The sequence below is a fragment of the uncultured Anaerococcus sp. genome (genome assembly GCF_963510915.1).
Lineage (GTDB): Bacteria > Bacillota > Clostridia > Tissierellales > Peptoniphilaceae > Anaerococcus.
Genome location: NZ_CAUPHG010000134.1, coordinates 1 through 3476, shown reverse-complemented (window position 1 = coordinate 3476; position 3476 = coordinate 1). Strand labels below are relative to the sequence as shown.

Annotated in this window: 5 protein-coding genes; all 5 read left to right on the top strand. The window is 32.5% G+C overall.

Annotated elements, in window-relative coordinates; genetic code table 11:
• The first annotated feature begins 47 nt into the window (after nt 1–47).
• The 5 genes from rpmE to RQ893_RS08630 are packed head-to-tail and all read left to right on the top strand — an operon-like array spanning nt 48 to nt 3462.
• On the top strand, nt 48–251 hold the full coding sequence (gene rpmE / locus RQ893_RS08650) for a 50S ribosomal protein L31 (RefSeq protein ID WP_004828860.1): 204 nt from the start codon (nt 48–50) through the stop codon (nt 249–251).
• 52 nt (nt 252–303) lie between these two features.
• Complete coding sequence (prmC, locus tag RQ893_RS08645) at nt 304–1098, top strand: peptide chain release factor N(5)-glutamine methyltransferase (RefSeq protein ID WP_311482613.1); 795 nt, start codon at nt 304–306, stop codon at nt 1096–1098.
• A 3-nt stretch (nt 1099–1101) separates the two neighbouring features.
• On the top strand, nt 1102–2178 hold the full coding sequence (prfA, locus tag RQ893_RS08640; protein ID WP_311482612.1) for a peptide chain release factor 1: 1077 nt from the start codon (nt 1102–1104) through the stop codon (nt 2176–2178).
• Nucleotides 2179–3117, top strand: a complete 939-nt coding sequence (locus RQ893_RS08635; RefSeq protein ID WP_311482611.1) for a cation diffusion facilitator family transporter — start codon at nt 2179–2181, stop codon at nt 3115–3117.
• Nucleotides 3118–3462 carry an L-threonylcarbamoyladenylate synthase gene (locus RQ893_RS08630; RefSeq protein ID WP_311482610.1) on the top strand — a complete coding sequence of 115 codons (345 nt, stop codon included), beginning with the start codon at nt 3118–3120 and terminating at the stop codon, nt 3460–3462.
• The last annotated feature ends 14 nt before the right edge of the window (nt 3463–3476 follow it).

Here is a 3476-nt window from a genome sequence, read left to right as displayed (position 1 = left end):
CTGGTATAATTTATATTGCTTATTGAAATGGAAAATAGAGGTGAATTATGAATAAAGAATTACATCCAGAATATCACCAAGCCAAAGTAACTTGTATGTCATGTGGCAACGAGTTTACTGTAGGTTCAACAGAAGAAGAAATCAAAGTAGAAGTTTGCAACAATTGTCACCCATTCTACTCTGGTAAACAAAGAACTGCTGAACGTGGTGGTAAGGTAGAAAGATTTAACAAGAAATACGGTAGAAAATAATAGTATGAAAGATAATAAGGTAAGGCAACTTACCTTATTTTTGTGTAAAATAATGAAAATATCAGACTTTTTAAAAATAGATTACGAGACAAGTTTAATAGCCCTCACTTATATTTTAGGCAAAAGCAAGTCTTATGTCTTGATGAATCAAAATTTAGACTTAAATGACAAGCAAAGCCAGAGATTAAAGGATATAATAAATAAGAGAAAAGACTCATATCCACTCCAATATGCCATAGGCGAGTGGGAGTTTTATAATCTAAAACTAAAGGTCGATGAAAGGGCCTTGATTCCACGTTTTGAAACAGAAATAATTGTTGATTACCTAATTAAATCTCCTATAAAAAAAGATAGGATTTTAGATATTGGGACAGGCACAGGAGCTATAGCCTTATCTCTTGCAAAAAATATCGAAAATTCCTTTGTATTAGGATCAGACATAGAAGAAAAGGCATTAAGTTTAGCACTTGAAAATAAGAAAAATATTGGAATAGAAAATGTAGACTTTGTAAGGTCAGATTTGTTTGAAAATATAAGAGGAAAATTTGATTTTATAATATCAAATCCTCCTTATATTAATAAAAAAGATTACGAATCTCTTGATAGGGAACTTTATTTTGAGCCAAAGTCTGCCCTATATGGCGGTGAAGATGGACTTGATTTTTATAGGAAAATTATAAAAAAAGCGAATAGCTATTTAAACGATGGTGGTCATTTGATTTTCGAAATAGGTTATGACCAAAAAGAAGTTTTAAATAGATTGCTTACAAATCAAGGCTTTGTAAATATCCAAAATATAAAAGATTTTAATGATTTTGATAGGTTTATTATTGCACAGAAAGGATAAATAATGTTTGAAAATTTAGAACATGTTAGAGATAATTACAAACAGTTGGAAGCAAAACTTGCTGATCCTGCAGTTTTATCTGATATGGACCAATTTAGGAAGGTTTCTAAAGAATATAATTCTTTAAAACCAGTTGTTGAAAAATATGAAGAAATAAAAAATGCTGAAGATACTATAGCTGAAAACCAAGAACTCATAAATGAAGCTGATGATCAAGAAATGGTACAAATGCTTAAAGAAGAGATAGAGGAAAATAAGGACAAGTTAGAAGTATTAAAGGATGAGATGCAAATTCTTCTAATCCCAAAAGACCCTAACGATGAAAAGGACGTTATCGTTGAAATAAGACCGGGAGCTGGTGGAGATGAGGCAGGTCTTTTTGCTGGCGATCTCTATAGAATGTATAACATGTACGCTGACAAAGCAGGCTTTAAGACAGAAGAAATTGAAGTCAATACCCAAGGAGTTGGTGGAATCAAGGATGCGACCTTTGTTGTAAGAGGTGAAGGAGCATATTCTAAACTAAAATATGAATCTGGCGTTCATAGGGTTCAAAGGGTACCAGAAACAGAGTCCGGCGGCAGAATCCACACCTCAACAGCAACTGTAGCAGTACTTCCAGAAGTGGATGAAGTTGAACTTCACATAGACCCAAATGACATCAGGACTGATGTTTATAGGTCAAGTGGTAATGGCGGCCAGTCAGTAAATACTACAGACTCTGCGGTAAGGCTTACCCACATACCTACAGGCCTAGTTGTTGCCATCCAAGATGAAAAAAGTCAGATTAAGAACAAGGAAAAGGCTATGAGAGTTCTTAGGGCAAGGCTTTATGAACTTGAAGAGCAAAAGAGAAATAAGGAAATAGCAGACAATAGAAAAAGCCAGGTTGGAACAGGTGATAGGTCTGAAAGAATAAGAACTTATAACTTCCCTCAAGGAAGGATTACCGACCATAGGATAAATAAAACAATTTACCAGTTAGACGACTTTTTAAATGGCAATATTGAAGAAATGATTAATTCTCTAATAGCAGAAGATCAAACTAGAAAACTTGAAAAAGTAGGCGAGGACGATTAGTTGTTTAAATTTTTAGCTAAAAAATTTGTCAAAGATTATAAAAATATAGATAACCCGGTTGTTAGGCTAAATTTAATAAGTCTTTCATCTATAATGGGTATCGCCATGAATATTCTTCTTTTCCTATCAAAAATATTTTTAGGAATATACACTAGGTCCACTGCTATTTTAAATGATGCTTTTAACAACTTATCAGATTCAGTTGTTTCAATAATGTCATTTTTGGGTTCAAGTTTTTCAAAGAAACCTGCGGATGAAGAGCATCCTTTTGGTCACGGAAGAGTTGAATATGTAATGGCTCTTTTGGTATCAATTGTAATAGTTTATGTAGGCTTGAATCTATTTATAAATTCAGCAAAGAGTTTTAATGAACCAAACCCAAATGGTCTTAACCTTTTATCTTTTGTAATACTTTTTGCTGGTATTTTGATTAAGGTTTATATTTACTTACTAAATACGAAGTTATATAATGATTTGGAATCAGACTTGAATTTAGGGGTAATGCTAGATGCTAGAAACGATATTATATCAACAACTGCTATTATCTTAGGTGTATTTTTACAAAGATATGTATCATTTAATCTAGATGCAGCCATGGGTGTAGTAGTTGCATTTTTTGTAACCAAACCGGGTATAGACTTATTCAACGAAACAGTTGGATATCTTTTAGGAGAAAGAATAGATAGGGATATTGAAAAAGAAATTTCTGATATAATTCTGAGCGGGAAATATATAAGAGGATTTCACCATCTAGATCTTCACCAATACGGCAAGGGACATATAGCTGGTTCTTGCCATGTAGAAGTTCCTGGTAATATCACTGTTGCAGAACTTCATAACGACATTGACTCTATAGAAAAAAAGATTAGAAAAAACACAGGGGTAATTCTTACTCTTCACTCTGACCCAACCTACAATATCTCAGATAAAGAAGGTTAAATGAAAACTGAAATTTACAAAATAGATAGAAAAAATATCAATAAAAATTATATAAAAATCGCTTCTAACTTTATCAAGGAAGGAGACCTAGTAGCCTTTCCAACAGAAACAGTTTATGGACTTGGGGCTGATGGTTTAAATGCAGAAGCATGCAAGAAGATTTTTAAAGCTAAGGGTAGACCATCAGACAACCCACTTATCTTACATATTTCTCACATTTCTATGTTGGATAATTTAGTAGATGAGATAAGCGAAAGTCATAGGAAACTATTTGAACTTTGGCCAGGACCAATGACTTTAATTTTTAAAAAATCAAAATTAAAAGTACAAAAATTATTAAAATAAAAAAAAAAAAAAGT